The sequence below is a fragment of the Halovenus anhuiensis genome, from assembly GCF_037080055.1.
Lineage (GTDB): Archaea > Halobacteriota > Halobacteria > Halobacteriales > Haloarculaceae > Halovenus.
The window spans coordinates 1-13,947 of record NZ_JBAOJI010000013.1 but is presented as its reverse complement, the minus strand read 5'-3'; the positions used below and the strand labels follow the sequence as shown (position 1 = coordinate 13,947).

At 63.0% G+C, this 13,947-nt stretch carries 11 protein-coding genes, 1 tRNA gene and 1 pseudogene; 7 read left to right on the top strand and 6 right to left on the bottom strand.

The genetic code is table 11. The annotated features are described in order from the left end of the window. Positions 1 to 26 precede the first annotated feature (26 nt). The gene (gene leuS / locus V8P86_RS17980) at positions 27 to 2,663 is read right to left on the bottom strand and encodes a leucine--tRNA ligase (protein WP_336328671.1); all 2,637 of its coding nucleotides are present in this window, start codon (positions 2,661 to 2,663) and stop codon (positions 27 to 29) included. Positions 2,664 to 2,823: 160 nt separating this feature from the next. On the opposite strand from leuS, the gene V8P86_RS17975 reads away from it, so the two are divergent. After that, positions 2,824 to 3,993, top strand: coding sequence for an alpha-hydroxy-acid oxidizing protein (locus tag V8P86_RS17975; RefSeq protein WP_336328670.1), 1,170 nt, complete (start codon positions 2,824 to 2,826; stop codon positions 3,991 to 3,993). A 3-nt stretch (positions 3,994 to 3,996) separates the two neighbouring features. On the opposite strand, the gene V8P86_RS17970 is transcribed toward V8P86_RS17975, so the two are convergent. Next, positions 3,997 to 6,162, bottom strand: coding sequence for an acetyl-CoA hydrolase/transferase C-terminal domain-containing protein (locus V8P86_RS17970; protein WP_336328669.1), 2,166 nt, complete (start codon positions 6,160 to 6,162; stop codon positions 3,997 to 3,999). Between the two features lie 87 nt (positions 6,163 to 6,249). Here V8P86_RS17970 and V8P86_RS17965 point away from each other — a divergent pair, with 87 nt between their 5' ends. Beyond that, on the top strand, positions 6,250 to 6,972 hold the full coding sequence (locus V8P86_RS17965; RefSeq protein ID WP_336328668.1) for an Sjogren's syndrome/scleroderma autoantigen 1 family protein: 723 nt from the start codon (positions 6,250 to 6,252) through the stop codon (positions 6,970 to 6,972). 20 nt (positions 6,973 to 6,992) lie between these two features. Here the strand turns inward: V8P86_RS17965 and cca are convergent, their stop codons facing one another. Then, positions 6,993 to 8,351, bottom strand: coding sequence for a CCA tRNA nucleotidyltransferase (gene cca / locus V8P86_RS17960; protein ID WP_336328667.1), 1,359 nt, complete (start codon positions 8,349 to 8,351; stop codon positions 6,993 to 6,995). Positions 8,352 to 8,443: 92 nt separating this feature from the next. Between cca and V8P86_RS17955 the strand changes: the two genes are divergently transcribed. Continuing rightward, a tRNA-Asn gene (locus V8P86_RS17955) sits at positions 8,444 to 8,516 on the top strand. A gap of 22 nt (positions 8,517 to 8,538) precedes the next feature. Then, entirely contained in the window at positions 8,539 to 8,733 is a 195-nt protein-coding gene (locus V8P86_RS17950) for a hypothetical protein (RefSeq protein ID WP_336328666.1), read from the top strand. Positions 8,734 to 8,970: 237 nt separating this feature from the next. Here V8P86_RS17950 and V8P86_RS17945 read toward each other — a convergent pair whose 3' ends face one another. Next, a complete protein-coding gene (locus V8P86_RS17945) occupies positions 8,971 to 9,771 on the bottom strand; it encodes an inositol monophosphatase family protein (RefSeq protein ID WP_336328665.1) in 801 nt (266 codons plus the stop codon). A 116-nt stretch (positions 9,772 to 9,887) separates the two neighbouring features. Between V8P86_RS17945 and V8P86_RS17940 the strand changes: the two genes are divergently transcribed. Together V8P86_RS17940 and V8P86_RS17935 are read left to right on the top strand one after the other, a co-directional pair. Continuing rightward, positions 9,888 to 10,256, top strand: a complete 369-nt coding sequence (locus tag V8P86_RS17940; protein ID WP_336328664.1) for an Hsp20/alpha crystallin family protein — start codon at positions 9,888 to 9,890, stop codon at positions 10,254 to 10,256. Positions 10,257 to 10,454: 198 nt separating this feature from the next. Next, positions 10,455 to 12,146: an acyl-CoA carboxylase subunit beta gene (locus V8P86_RS17935; protein WP_336328663.1), complete on the top strand. Its 1,692-nt coding sequence runs from the start codon at positions 10,455 to 10,457 to the stop codon at positions 12,144 to 12,146. Here V8P86_RS17935 and V8P86_RS17930 read toward each other — a convergent pair whose 3' ends face one another. Continuing rightward, positions 12,147 to 13,016 (bottom strand): transcription initiation factor IIB, encoded by an 870-nt coding sequence (locus V8P86_RS17930; RefSeq protein ID WP_336328662.1) that lies wholly within the window; start codon positions 13,014 to 13,016, stop codon positions 12,147 to 12,149. Between the two features lie 175 nt (positions 13,017 to 13,191). Here V8P86_RS17930 and V8P86_RS17925 point away from each other — a divergent pair, with 175 nt between their 5' ends. Continuing rightward, complete coding sequence (locus tag V8P86_RS17925) at positions 13,192 to 13,695, top strand: DUF7858 family protein (protein ID WP_336328661.1); 504 nt, start codon at positions 13,192 to 13,194, stop codon at positions 13,693 to 13,695. A 29-nt stretch (positions 13,696 to 13,724) separates the two neighbouring features. Here V8P86_RS17925 and V8P86_RS17920 read toward each other — a convergent pair. Beyond that, positions 13,725 to 13,947, bottom strand: a pseudogene (locus V8P86_RS17920) (IS6 family transposase); the annotation flags it as partial.

Genomic DNA, 13,947 nt, shown 5'->3' with positions numbered 1-13,947 from the left:
GACGGGCCGCGAGACGACGAATTCGCTTACTCCTCGATGCGGATCGCCGGGCGACCGGGTTCGGCCTTCTTCGCCAGATCACCGCTGGCTTCCTCGCCCGTCTTGATCGTCACGTCGGCGTCGAACTCCTCGGCGACCAGCCAGCGGGCCCGCGAGAGCACCGACGCCTCGTGCTCTGGCGGCAACTGCGCCTTGAGCGACTGCCGTTCGGCCTGCAGATCCTTGGCGTAGTCGGGCGCGCCATCGTACTCGCGGAACTCCTCGCGGCCCATGATCTCGCCGACGAGGTTGCCGCCGTCGAACTCACGGGCGAGTTCGTGGGCGTCGTACTTCCACTCGGGCGCGACGGCGATGATGACCTCCGCGGGGTCGCCGATATCAGCCACGTCGACGATCTGACGCACGTCCTCGCGGGTCTCCTCGATGAGCGTTCGCTCGCGTTCGAGCGTCTCCAGTTCGCCGTCGACAGCGGGCCAGTCAGCGTTGACGACGAAGTCATCGTGGCCGAGTTCGCGCCACAGTTCCTCGGTGATGTGCGGCGCGACCGGCGCAAGGATGCGAACGACCGTCTCCAGCGCTCGTCGGACCGTCTCCGGGTTCGGCTCGGTGTACCGCGCATATCGGTCCAGCAGCGAGATGATCTCTTGGGCCTCCCGCAGCGCCGTGGTGAAGGTCATTTCTTCGTAGCTCTCCTCCGCGACAGCGATCACGTAATCGATCTCTCGCTCGACGTATTCTGTCACGTCGCCGCCGTCGCCCTCAGGCGGATCGGCGACAAAATCCTCGACGGCATCGTAGAGTTGATTGAGGAACTGGTGGCTGGATTCGACCCCCTCGTCGGTCCAGTTGAACTCCCGCTCGGGCCGGGCGGCCTGCATGGTGAACAGCCGAGCCGTGTCCGCACCGTACTCCTCGACGATGTTCTGCGGAGAGACGACGTTACCCTTCGATTTGGACATCTTCTCGCCCTCCAGCAGGACCATCCCCTGGGTGACCAGTCGCTCGAACGGTTCGCGGTGGTCGAGCATGTCCATGTCCGCGACGGCTTTGGTCACAAACCGGGAGTACAGCAGATGCATGACCGCGTGTTCGATGCCGCCGACGTACTGATCGACCGGCATCCAGTCGTTGGCCTGCTCGGTGTCGAACGGCGCGTCCTCCAGATCCGGCGAGATGTACCGCAGGAAGTACCACGAGGAGTCGACGAAGGTGTCCATCGTGTCCGTCTCCCGGCGGGCGGACCCACCGCATTCGGGACACTCGGTCTCGACGAACTCGTCGACCTCTTCGAGGGGGTTGCCGGTCGTCTGGACGAACTCCGGCAGTTCGACCGGCAGGTCTTCGTCGGGGACCATCACCGGACCACAGTCGTCGCAGTGAATGACCGGAATCGGCGTGCCCCAGTAGCGCTGGCGGGAGACGCCCCAATCGCGGAGCTGATACTGCGTGTCGTGGCGCGCGCCGGGCAGGTCGTCTTCCAGTTGCGAGCGAGCGTCTTCGCTGGTGAGTCCGTCGTACTCGCCGGAGTTGACGAGGACGCCATCCTCGGTGTAGGCCTCCTCGGTCACGTCCGGAACCTCGCCATCCTCGGGCTTGACGACCGGCTCGATCCGCACGTCTTTCTTCGTCGCGAAGGCGTGGTCGCGCTCGTCGTGGGCAGGCACGGCCATCAGCGCGCCCGTCCCCACGTCGGAGAGCACGAAGTCGGCGACGAAGACGGGCATCTCCTCGCCCGTCGCGGGATTGGTGGCGGTGAGTCCCGTCGCGACGCCGTTGGGTTCGTCACCGTCGGGATCTGCCTCGTGCTCGATGAAGTGAGCAACATCGTCGTCGTCTTCGGCGATATCCTGGGCGATGTCGCTGTCAGGTGCGAGCGCGAAGAAGGTGGCACCGTGGATCGTATCCAGGCGGGTCGTGAAGATTTCCACGTCGCCGTAGCCCTCGACCTCGAAGGGGACGACAGCACCGTGCTGGCGGCCGATCCAATCCCGTTGCATCGCACGAACGCTGTCGGGCCAGCCCTCCAGGTCGTCGAGCGCATCGACCAGTTCGTCGGCGTAATCGGTGATCGTGAAAAACCACTGGTCGAGGTTGCGCTGGGTCACCGGGGTATCACAGCGCCAGCAGAGTTCGGCGTCGCCTTCGACCTGTTCGTCGGCCAGAACCGTCTCGCAGGAGGGACACCAGTTGACCTCGGATGCCTTGCGCTCGACGAGGTCCTCTTCGTGGAACTGTTTGAACAGCCACTGGTTCCAGCGGAAGTAGTCGGGGTCGCAGGTCATAACCTCCCGGTCCCAGTCGTAGCCGAATCCCATCGCGTCCATCTGCTCGCGCATCGTCTCGATGCACGAGAGGGTCCACTCCCGCGGGTTCGTATCGCGCTCTTCGGCGGCGTTTTCCGCCGGCAGACCGAAGGAGTCCCAGCCCATCGGATGGAGGACATCTTCGCCCTGGAGTCGCTTGTATCGGGCGTAAGCGTCCGTGATCGTGTAGTTTCGGACGTGACCCATGTGGAGACTGCCGGAGGTGTAGGGGAACATCCCCAAGACATAGGAGATATCCTCGGCATCGTCGGGCGTCCGAAAGACCGACTCCTCGTCCCACGCACGTTGCCATCGCGTTTCGACCGCGCTCGGATCGTAGCCGCGCTCGCTCTCAGCCATATATGCTGGCTATCGGTGGCGGGATTGAACTAACTTTCGAGGCTGTGTTCCGAGTTGTCACCCCAGAGCACGGAGTCTGCGGCCCGCCCCAGAGCGGTGAACGTATCAAGGACCGACCGTCGAACGGAGGGGTTTTCTTAGTGCAGTAAAACACGAATACATGCGATTTGGAGATCAGGTCCTGAACAGGGTCTATCGGGAGGGAATGCTCGAAGACGAGACACCGGATTTCCCGGTGAGCTACGAAGACCTGCGCAAGCAGGCCCACGAGGAGATGAGTGAGGAAGCCCGCGCGTACATCCACGGGGGGGCCGGCGCCGAGGTGACCTTCGAGCGCGAACAGGATTTCTCCGACTGGCGGATCGTCCCGCGCATGCTGCAGGGCGTCGAAGAGCGCGATCTCTCGACGGAATTCATGGGTCAGGAGATCGATTTCCCGCTGGCGATCACGCCGCTTGGTATCCAGAATCTCGCCCACGAGGAGGGCGAACTGGCGACGGCACGCGCAGCACGCGAAATGAACGTCCCGTTCATCCTCTCCTCGCTGTCCTCGACACCGATGGAAGATGTTGCCGAGGAACTCGGTGACACGCCGAAGTACTTCCAGTTCTACTGGTCCTCCGACGAGGATATCGCGCGATCCTTCCTCAACCGGGCCGAAGAGGCCGGCTACGACGGCATCGTGCTCACCGTCGACGCACCGATTCTCGGCTGGCGCGAGCGGCTGATCGAGCGGGGCTACTACCCCTTCCTCAACGGTGACGGCGTGGCAAACTACTTCAGCGATCCCGAGTTCCGCTCACAGCTAGAGAATCCGCCCGAGGAAGACACTGAAGCCGCAGTGCAGCACTTCCTCGATATCTTCGGTGACTCCTCGCTGACGTGGGAGGATCTCGCCTTCGTCTTCGAGAACACCGATCTGCCGGTCCACATCAAAGGCGTCCTCCATCCAGACGACGCCGAGAAGGCCATCGACGCAGGGGCAGAGGGAATCGGTGTCTCCACCCACGGCGGCCGACAGGTCGACGGCTCGATCACCGCAATCGAGGCGCTGCCGGCAATTGCCGACCGCGTCGGCGACGAGACGACAGTCACCTTCGACTCGGGACTCCGTCGTGGCTCGGATCTCTTCCGAGCGCTCGCCGTCGGTGCCGATGTCGGCCTGCTCGGCCGGCCGTTCATTTACGGGCTGGCTGTCGGCGGACAGGCCGGTGTCGAGCACGTCCTCGAAAACACGCTCGCCGATTTCGATCTGACGATGGGGCTGGCCGGCCGGGACAGCGTCTCGGAAATCGACCGCAGCGCGGTCACCCACGAGAGCGAACTGTAGGATTCAAATAATTCCTTCCTCGGCAAGAGCGAGCGTCACGAGCCGCTTGTACGCGAACTCCTTCGGATTCGACGACGAAGCAAGCCCCATCCGGTCGAGATAGGGCTCGGCCGCGCTGGGTGTGAACAGCGCCCTGCGGAGCCCGCCAACCGAGAGGTCGGGAAGTCCGTCGCCCGTCATCCGAGATTGCAGCCCCTGTAGCGCCTGGGCGAGTTCACGTTCCTCGACCGTGAGATCCGAGCCGTAGGGATATCGAGGCAACACGTCCCGTTCCCGGTACGGTTCGAGTGCGGATTTGATCTCCTCCGGGTAGTTGTTCCGTGCGCTCTCGGGAAGGTCCCACTCCGCGGGGAGTTTCCCGGCGTCTTTGGCCTGCTCGATGAGGTCGTCCTGAAACCGCGAGTCTGCAATCCGGATCATCTCGGCGATGACCTCGGCATCGGATTTCCCGCGGAGGTCGGCGACACCGTACTCCGTGACGACGATATCCCGAAGATGACGGGGAATGGTGAGGTGACCGTAGTTCCAGACAATGTTTGATTCGGGCTCGTCGCTGCTCTGGCGGGTCGCGCGGATCATGATGATCGAGCGGCCGTCGTCGAGTTCGTGGGCCTGGTTGACGAAGTTGAACTGGCCGCCAACACCGCTGACGACCCGGCCGTCTGCCGTGCCGTCCGAGACCACACCGCCGGTGACCGTCGCCTTCATCCCCGTGTTGACGAAGCGGGCGTGGCGACGCTGTCGGCGCTTCAACTGCTGGTCACCGTACAGTGCGTTGGTGAACTGGACGCTGGTCATCGCGAGTTTTCGGCGGCGGTCTGAATTCATCTCCCGCAGCCCCTCGTAGAACTGCGGCGAGCCCATGAAGAAGCCGCCGTGAAGCACTCGACCGCCGGACAGCGACTCGCCGAGGGCGTGATCTGCGATTACACTGCGGGCCTGACTCGCGCCGAGATTCGCCGGAATCGACTCGCCGGCGATCTGTAGCTCGCCACCTTCGTAGGAAACAGCTTCTGTGAAGATCCCCCACCGCTTGAGATACTCGACATCTTCGGCGTCGAGTTCCGCCGAAATCGCACCCTCTGCGAGCAGCCGGTCGAGCGTTTCGAGCGTGATCTCGTCTTCGAATATGCCTTCGTCGGCAAGTTGCTGGATCGTGGGGTCTTCGTAGACTTCGCGGCTGAGAACACCGGCTTCGTACAGTTCTAGAAAGGCCTGGACGAACATCTCCGTCGAGCCGTACAGCCCTTCCTCGAAGGGGCCGAGACCGCCGAGGTCGTCGATCAGCACGGATTCTTCAGTGGTGGGATCGAGGTCGTCGATGATCTCCCGATAGGTGTCGTTTTGTGTGTGCCGGAGTTGCGTCGCCCAGCCGATGGCATCGCCGAGGGCACCGATTCCGATCTGGAGCGTGCCACCGTCTTTGAGCAGCGAACTGACTCGAAGACCGATCGCCTGATCGGCGTAGGAGACGGCTTCGTTCGGTGGGCCGAACAGTGTGAGGTCGGTCTCGTTGTCGAGGACGGCGTCGAACAGGTCTGTCCGGACGGGGGCGTCCCCGTACATGAAGGGCATCTCCGCCGTGATTTCACCGACGATCATCGTCTCGCGCTCACCCTGTTCGCGTGCATCGCGCATCGAGGAGATCAGATCTCGCGAGAGATCGGTGTTCGAGGCGATGTTGTAGCGGCGGTCGCCGTCGTACTCGCCGACGCCGACCAGTTGGAGCAGGAGATTCGGTTCTGCCTCCCGAAAGGCCCGGAGTGCGTGGGTGTAGTTGACGCTGTGGTGGGCTTGCTGGGCGGTCGGATTGTCCATGTGCTGGCCCGGTGCGAAGTAGAACTGGTGGACCTCGATGTTCTCCGGAAGCGACTGTTCGTCCAACAGTTCGGCATAGCGGAGGTTCTGATACGAGCCGAACAGTCGGTCAGCAATCGGTTCGAGCAGCCGGCGTTCGAGTTCGCTCCCCGGTTCTGGTTTCGAGAGCGTGAGCGCGGTCCAGATCGACAGTTCAAGTTCTGGATCGTCGAGCGCTCGGCCGACTAGCTCATTGAGAATGTGGTTTGCCTTCCCGATGCCGAGCGGTGTCCCCACGACGATTTCGGTGCCAAGTTCGTCGATAATAGCATCGACGATCTCCCCCGGATCGTCGTACGTGGCTGCAGCCATATCACCTACGTTTAGATGGCACCCATATCAACGGTACGGTGAGCACACGTCACAACACATTTTCCGCCTCGTCGCGTTCGTTCGTGTATGAGCGAGAATTTCGACAAGGAAGCCGAACGCGAGAAACTCAAGGAGAAATACGAGCATGACAAGGAGAAACGCCAAGCGACCGAGCAGATGAGCGAACTCCTCTTGCAGGGGGCGACGATGACAAACGCCCACTGCTCGGAGTGTGGCGATCCAATCTTCCGCTACGAGGGCCAGGAGTTCTGTCCCACCTGCGAGAAGCCCGTCGATAGAGGCGGCGAGGAAGCCGAGGATGGAGAAGATGAAGCGGACGACAGCGACAATATCCAGGTGACGACGCCGAGCGACGACGCCCGCGTCTCCTTCGGGCAACAATCCGATCAGTCACAGGGCGACGAACAGCCACCTGCGGAGGAGGTCAACGGTCAGCAGCCAAACCAACCCGCAGCAGCCCAACAATCGCCTGCCGAGAATCCGCGCCGAATCAGTGAGACGGTCGAACAGTCCCGGACGCAGCAGTCAGCGCCCCAGCAAAACCAGTCTGCAGAATCGAACGCCGCAGCCGACCAGCAGAGACAGCCGTCCCGGACAGGACAGCAGCCGAGCGGCACGGGACCCGCCACCGCTGGCGAAGCAAGTGTCTCCGCTGCTCGGGAGTCGCTGGTAGCGGCGCTCACGCGCTTTAGCCAGCAGGCTGCCGCGACCGACGACCCGAAGCGTGCACAGGAACACCTCGCCGCTGCGCGGGAAGCGGCCGAGGCACTGGCCGCGCTCCGTCAGTAAGCAGTTCTGTTCGTTCGGCGCTACTGCCGCGGTGTCGGATCGAGATACCGAGCGAATTCCGCTCCGAAGTCGTCGGCGAGTTCGCCGAGTTCTTCGCCGACGAGCAGCTCGTAGTCAGATTCGAGTGTGGACTCGACGTGCGCGCCCAGTGCAACGTCAAGCAGCGCGTCGCTGTCGAGAAAGCCGACTGCCGAAGTGAACTCCCGATCACGCTCGACGACGTACCGATCCTCGTCGATGAATGGGCCGTAGGCGTCCTCGTCGTCGTAGGCATCGTAGAATCGCTCGGCGTGTTCCCGGACGTGGACCGGCGGTCCGTCGTGGCGTTCGACGGCGGGCCGCTCGGCGACGGCGAGTTCGAACAGAAGGACTGCCTCCTCGCCAGCGAAGGCGGCAGTTCGGAACACGTCGAACCCGAGCCGGTCGAGTTCGTCTCGGATGCCTTGTCTGGATCGTTCGAGCTGCGGCCAGAGCTGATCGTCGACGATATCCGGGGCAGCGAACCGGACCGCGACGGGCGTCGTGCCGCGACGGTCGAACTCCGCGATGATCCGGTCAGCATCGAGTGGGTCGGGCTGCTGGTCGGTAAACAGTGACTCGCGTGGATCGTCGAGGAGGTCGCGGGCAAAATGCTGGAGGCGAGCAACGTTCTCCACAGAGAGGACAGCCGCGACGTTGCGTTCGGGATCAGTCGGATCGATCACCACGAGCGGGTCGTCGAACGACTCCGTTCCGTGGTCTTCGGGGTCGAACTCGACGGGTGGGTGCCACTCTGTGGCGGCCTCGATCAGCGGGCGGAAACCGCCGTACTCGAGCACGAGCAGTTCCGTCAGAAAGCCCGAAAACCCGCGAGTCTTGAGATCACTTCCGTAGACGCCAATCCCGGTAAAGAACTGCTTGCAGACTCGCACGTCGCTCGCTAACTCGGGCGTGAGTCGGGCTTCGACATATTCGGTGTGAAACGGCGTCCGGTCGACGGCGGACTGGATGGCGGTGGCGTCTTCGACATCGTAGCAGGGGACCAGATCGACCTCGAAACCGTCGAGTTCGCCGACGACGTAGGGATGTTCGGCGTACTCCTCGCGGCCGTCGGGGAGGACTTCGTGACCGATTTCGAGTCCATAGGATTCCAGCTCCTCGCGGTCGAGATCCGCCGGAAACCGAACGAAGAGGTCGATATCGCGGTCGCCGGCCAGCCACGTGTCCCGGGCGGTCGAGCCGACCTGCAGCACGTCGGCCTCGACGGGGAGGTCGGCGATGGCTTCGCGTGCGCGGGAGACGAGCCGGTCAGTCGTCGCATCAAGCGCGTCGCGTTCGGTGTCTGCGGGCTCGACGCGCTCGCGAACCCGGTCGATGGTAGCGTCGAACTCGTCGCTCATACCAATCGGTTGCCGGCAAGTGCGTGAAAGCGTGTCGATGCGGGACGGAAGCGAAACGCCTATCAAAACAATCCGTCTATCATGGGATGCGAGCCGCCGTAGCTCAGTTGGTAGAGCACCTGGTTGTTACCCAGGTTGCCCCAGGTTCGAGCCCTGGCGGCGGCGTGTTTCTGTCGTGAACAAGACGGTGAGCGACGAAACCGTCAGTGAGCGACGAAACCGCAACCCGCCAGGCTCGAACACGCAAGTCGCAGTCCGCACAGCCGAACGAAGTGAGGCGAGCAGAACCGTCTTGCAATCGGTTCGAGCCCTGGCGGCGTTCGACAGACGCTGTGCGTCTGTCGAGCCAATCGAAACGCTCTGCGTTTCGATGACGGCGTGAAATTGCTTCGCAATTTCTCGGCACACGAGAATCTTCGATTCTCGGGACGGCGTAAATTTTCTGCGAAAATTTACGGGCAGCCAGAAATCTCCGATTTCTGGCGACGGCGTAAAATCGCAGAGCGATTTTTCGGCCCATCAGACGTAGTCTGATGACGGCGTGTTTCTGTCGTGAACAAGACGGTGAGCGGAGCGAACCGTCAGTGAGCAAACGCGGGCCTGAATACGGCCTGCGGAGTCATTCCCGAGCAGCCTCGATTTCGTTCGCAGCCGCGAGTACAACGTCGTGAGCAGTGCCATTGGAAGCGACTACGCCTCGGGAGTCCGGTTCCCACTGCTCCCCGTCGAGGTCGGTCACCGTCCCGCCGGCCCACTCGACCATCGCTGCGCCGGCGACGGTATCCCACGGGTCAGCCGCGACGTTCGTGATCGCTCCCTCGATTCCGCCGGCAGCGAGCAGCGAGAGGGCGGCCTGTGCGGAACCGGGCCGGCGGAGGTCGCCGAAGTGGCGGACAATCGCCTCGGTTGCGGCCGCGTACTCCCCGCGGCGGTCGAGGGGCCACCAGATCAGCGGCGCGACCTCGAACTGCTCGGGGTCGGTGTGAGCGCTGACCGAAACGCCCGTCTCGTTTCTGGTGACGCCGTCGGCCGTCCCGACGTAGTCGTCGTCCATCGCCGGCAGAACGTTTGCGGCGGCGACCGGCGAGCCATCGACGAGGCAGGCGACGCTGGTCGCCCAGCGGCGGTTGCCGCGGACGTAGTTGTTCGTGCCGTCGATGGGGTCGATGATCCACGTTCGGCCAGCATCGGCGATTTCGCTGGCAGTGTCTGCCTCCTCGCCGTAGATCCTATCGGCGGGAAACGTCCGGTGAATCCGGTCGACGACTGCCTGCTGAGCGTTGCGGTCAGCCGCGGTAACAACGTCCGTCTTGCCCGACTTTCGCTCGACAGTCAGGTCGGTCCGAAACCGCTCCAGAGCGACCGCCGCACCCGCCCGCGCACTCTCCTCGGTGACTCGTCGCAACTCGGGGCGGTCCATACCACGGGTTTGCCGAGTACGGGCTTGATTGTTGGTATCCGTCGCAACTAATTTCCGCCTACGACAAATTTATATAGAACCGCGGACAATCATCAAATGGAACGAGGTGTTGAGTAATGGCACTGCCACGAACAGCACCCAGCTCCTGGATGCAGAACCTAGATTTCCCGAGTCGACTGTTCGAAACCGGTAGTACCGACTACGAACTGTATGAGGAGGACGACGAGTTCGTCCTCAGCGTCGAACTGCCGGGATTCGATCCCGAGGAGATCACAGCCTCCTGGGACGACGGCGTGTTGAACATCGCGGCGGAACATAGCGACGAACAGCGGGGCGAGCGACGCACCTATCACCGCCGGTTCCGCTTCCCGAAATCCGTCGCTGACGAGCAGATCACAGCCGAGTACATGAACGGTATCCTCAAAGTCCGGCTGCCGGTCCAGGAGACTGCCGTCTCCGGCCGAGAGATCGAAATCGAGGATTAACCAACCGCTCCCGAACCCCTTTTCACACCGGTTCGACGGGTCGTCGGTAGCAACGAAGGCGTGTGATCGCTGTCGTAAACGGGGACCATCCAGTTGGTCCGAACAGTTCAACAGACTGACCGTCCGGGCTACTATTTTAATACTCGCGTCCGAGTGTCACGATATGGTGTATCCAGGGGCACACCGGGGGAGGAGGCGATGAAAATCAACATCGACGCACCGCCGGACGAGGAAAGCGCACGCGCCATCGCGAGCGCGCTCGCAAATCATCTCGGTCAGGAGGTCGATCTGGTCGTCGACGACAAATCGGTCGCCAGTGCCGGCGACGGGTACGACGATCCGGTCATCACCGACCGCGAGCAACGACTGCGCGACGAGATCGAGGAGATCCTCTCCGGTGGGCCTGAGCGCGGTCACGAGAAAATCGAGGAGTTGGGCAAACTGTTCGTCCGCGACCGACTCGACCGGATCTTCGACGAGATCAGCTACGAGGACGGCACCTTCGCCCGGCACACCGCCGACGACGACCTGCCGGCGGACGGACTGATCACCGGCGTCGGGAAGATCAACGGCCGCCAGATCTTCTTCGCGGCCCACGACTACACCGTAAAGGCGGGCTCGCTGGGTCAGATGGGCGTCGAGAAGGAGATCCGGCTGGCCGAGCGGGCGGTCGAAGCCGGCGCACCAATCTTGCGGCTGATCGACTCGACGGGAGCCCGACTCAATCTTGACGAGCGAGAGAAAGGCGACACCCACATGGACCGCTACCGCGGCGGGCGAATGTTCTACAACCAGTGTATTCACTCGGGACAGGTCCCGCAGATCGGCGTGCTCTACGGGCCGGATATCGCCGGCTCGGCGTACACCCCCGTCTTCTGTGATTACCTGATCATGGTCGAGGAAATCGCGGGCATGGCCATCGCCAGCCCGCGCGTGGTCGAGGCCGTCACCGGCGAGCAGACGACGATGCAGCAGTTGGGTGGTCCGCAGGTCCACGCCCGTGAGTCCGGTAGTGCGGATCTGGTCGTCGAAGACGAGGCCGCGGCCGCCGACGCGGTCCGGGATCTGCTGGGCTACCTGCCGCAGCGGCACAACGCCGAGTTGCCAACCCGGCCACCGGCGAATCCAGCAATCAACCCGAAGGGCCTCGACACGGAGATTCCCGAGGATCCGGACAAGGCCTACGACGTGCACAGCGTGATCGACCGGCTGGTCGACGAGGACTCCTTTTTCGAGTTGAAGCCGGAGTTTGCACCTGAACTCGTGACGGGACTGGGGCGGATCGACGGCCAACCGGTCGGATTCGTCGCCAACCAGCCCGCCGCCAAGAGCGGAGCGATCTTCCCGGATTCGGCGGAGAAGGGCGCCGGCTTCGTCTGGAGTTGTGACGCTTTCGGCATCCCGCTAATCTATCTCTGTGACACGCCGGGATTCATGGTCGGGAGTGCTGTCGAGCGCGAGGGCGTCCTCCAGAAGGGCCGGAAGTTCATCTACGCCACCTCGAACGCGCAGGTCCCGCAGATCTGTGTCATCACCAGAAAAGCGTACGGTGCGGGGATCTACGCGATGGCCGGACCCTCCTTCGGCCCGGACGCGACGCTTGCACTCCCGAGCGCAGAGATTGCCGTCATGGGTCCAGACGCCGCAATTCAGGCACTTTTCGCCGAGCAACTGGAGGGAATGGACGGCGAGGACCGCCAGGAGTTCATGGAGATGATGCGCGCCGAGTACGACGATCACATCGACATCCGGGCGCAGGCGGCGAAGATGCAGGTCGACGAACTCCTGCCAGCAGGCGATTTGCGCGACCAGTTGGGTGCTCGACTCGAAACACTGCAGAACAAGCGGCGGACCGAGCGCGACCGGTATCACGGGACAGTGCTGTTCTGATCAGGCCTCTCGTTCGAGCGTTTTGTAGGTGTGCCGGAGCGTCACCGGCGTCACGTCCGCAACGTCGGCGGCCTCACGCTGCGTGAGGTCGTACCCGCTGCGCTGTGCAGCGGTATAGAGACAAGCAGCGGCAACGCCGCCGGGGTTGCGACCCGTGTCCTCGCCGCGCTCGCGCAAGCCTGTCGCGAGTTCGCGGGCGTGCTGTTCGACCTCAGTGGGGAGGTCGAGTTTGCTCGCGAAGCGGGCCAGATATTCGCGGGCGTCGATGGGGCCCGTCGGGAGGCCGAGTTTGCGATTCATCGCGTCGTAGGCGGCGTCGAGTTCCGCTCGCGTGGATTTCGCGGCGTCGGTGATCTCCGTGACCGTCCGGGAGACGGAGGCGGTCCGGCAGGTCGCGTAGACGACCGCCGCGGCGAAGCCCTCGATGGAGCGGCCCTGCAGTAGATTCTCCGACTGCGCGGACTCGAACAGCGCACAGGACTGTTCCTGGACGTGTTCGGGAAGGTCCAGCCGGCTGATCAGCCGACGGATCTCGGTGAAAGCGTAGACCTGGTTGCGCTCGGCTTTGCTCCTGATCTGGGTCCGTTTGTGCTGGCGGCGCATCCGCGCGACCCGGCGGCGCTTGCGCCCGGTCAGTCGGTTGGAGTGGCCGATCTCCGTCGAGAGGCCTTTGTCGTGCCGCGATCGGGTCAGGGGTGCGCCGGTCCGTTCCGGATTCGTGTCGTCGTCGCTGAACGAGCGCCACTCCGGGCCGGGATCGATGGCGTGTTCGTCAACGACCAACCCGCACTGAGTACAGATCGTCTCGCAGTCGTCGGCTCGCAGGCGACCCTCGCATTCCGGACAGCTTCGAAGTGTCGTAGTTGTCATCACGAGATGCTTGGAACCGAACCCGCATTTAAACGGGAGCGAGTTGCGGTCAATGTTGCTCCTACAGCGAAATCGCACCTACCGGTAACCGGTAGGTAAATTGCTTCCTGCGGGCGGATTTCACCCCGACGGAAGAGCAATCATTTATTACGGAAGACGAGTTGACAGTGTGATAATGGGACTGTCGGATATCGCCGAGGGGATCGAAATCACCGACCGACAGGACGAGCGCGGTGTCGCGACCGTCGACGTGACCGAAGCGGACCTGTCGGAACGACTGACCCCCTTCGCCGAGGAGTTGCCCTGTTCAGCGACCGAAGCAGCGACCGTCCTCGAACAGTACAGCCAGGGGAAATCGGTCGGGGATGCAGGCCGTGCCGCTGGCGTCGCACCGATGACGGCGGCGAAGACGCTCCATCTGCTCGGTGAGTCGGTCTCGCCGCTGAGTCCGATGGGTGCCGACATCGTCACCGACTGGATCGAGGGGCATCTCTCTCGGACGGAGGCACTCGAACTGACACAGGTCGGTGAGGAGGAGTTCGGACTCGCGGTCTACATCGAGACTCACGAGCCAATCGAAGAGATCTGTGCCGCTATCGAGGGTGTGCTGGCGGGCCGGCGGGCCGACGACCGCCGGCCCCTCGCCGAAACCATGAGTGAGACGACGGATCTGCTGTGAGTGTTCAGTGGGTGAGATTCGCATAGTGTTCAGATAAGCTGATTCCACGCGAAGGCAAATTTTCGTAACCACTCGTCGGCAGTTTCTGCTCTGGCGTTGCTGAAACAGTTTGAAAACGAAGAGGTTCGCCGTTTCACCTCTCGAAAGACACGTTCGACACTGTTGCGATCTCCGTGGCGTTCGACGCGGAGATCGAGGCCGTGCCGAGAGCAGGCATCTTTCAACGAATGCGAGCCATCGATGAGAAACACG

Coding starts and splice junctions, on each gene's coding strand:
- V8P86_RS17940 (WP_336328664.1), top strand. CDS start 9,888: ATGGCACTGCCACGAACAGCACCCAGCTCCTGGATGCAGAACCTAGAT.
- V8P86_RS17935 (WP_336328663.1), top strand. CDS start 10,455: ATGAAAATCAACATCGACGCACCGCCGGACGAGGAAAGCGCACGCGCC.
- V8P86_RS17975 (WP_336328670.1), top strand. CDS start 2,824: ATGCGATTTGGAGATCAGGTCCTGAACAGGGTCTATCGGGAGGGAATG.
- V8P86_RS17970 (WP_336328669.1), bottom strand. CDS start 6,162: ATGGCTGCAGCCACGTACGACGATCCGGGGGAGATCGTCGATGCTATT.
- V8P86_RS17965 (WP_336328668.1), top strand. CDS start 6,250: ATGAGCGAGAATTTCGACAAGGAAGCCGAACGCGAGAAACTCAAGGAG.
- V8P86_RS17925 (WP_336328661.1), top strand. CDS start 13,192: ATGGGACTGTCGGATATCGCCGAGGGGATCGAAATCACCGACCGACAG.
- V8P86_RS17930 (WP_336328662.1), bottom strand. CDS start 13,016: ATGACAACTACGACACTTCGAAGCTGTCCGGAATGCGAGGGTCGCCTG.
- leuS (WP_336328671.1), bottom strand. CDS start 2,663: ATGGCTGAGAGCGAGCGCGGCTACGATCCGAGCGCGGTCGAAACGCGA.
- cca (WP_336328667.1), bottom strand. CDS start 8,351: ATGAGCGACGAGTTCGACGCTACCATCGACCGGGTTCGCGAGCGCGTC.
- V8P86_RS17945 (WP_336328665.1), bottom strand. CDS start 9,771: ATGGACCGCCCCGAGTTGCGACGAGTCACCGAGGAGAGTGCGCGGGCG.